Here is a 278-nt window from a genome sequence, read left to right as displayed (position 1 = left end):
CCTCCACCGCGCCCACACGATCACCAGCCACCACCACCGACCGGTACTCAAACACCGAACGCGCACACGCCAGCGAATACCCCACATCCACCAACGCCGGAGCAGAACCCCCCTCCAGCAGATCAGCCAACCGCCCAGCCTGAGCAACCAGAGCAACCTCACTCTTAGCCGACAGAACAAGCGGAACAACCGACGACACCTCACCAGGCCCGACCTCCACATCGGCATCGGCATCGGCCTCAGGCACCTGCTCGATGATCACGTGGGCGTTGGTACCG

1 protein-coding gene is annotated in these 278 nt (G+C 63.7%); it reads right to left on the bottom strand.

Features of this window, described 5'->3' with window-relative positions; all coding sequences use genetic code 11:
- A partial coding sequence (locus JK364_RS54845; protein ID WP_201858942.1) for a CurL C-terminal domain-containing protein occupies positions 1-262 on the bottom strand: 262 nt, incomplete at its 3' end.
- Between the last annotated feature and the right edge of the window lie 16 nt (positions 263-278).

The organism is Streptomyces endocoffeicus, from assembly GCF_016741935.1.
GTDB lineage: Bacteria > Actinomycetota > Actinomycetes > Streptomycetales > Streptomycetaceae > Streptomyces > Streptomyces endocoffeicus.
Note: the sequence above shows the minus strand (reverse complement) of the source record. Positions and strands in the feature narration are given on the sequence as shown.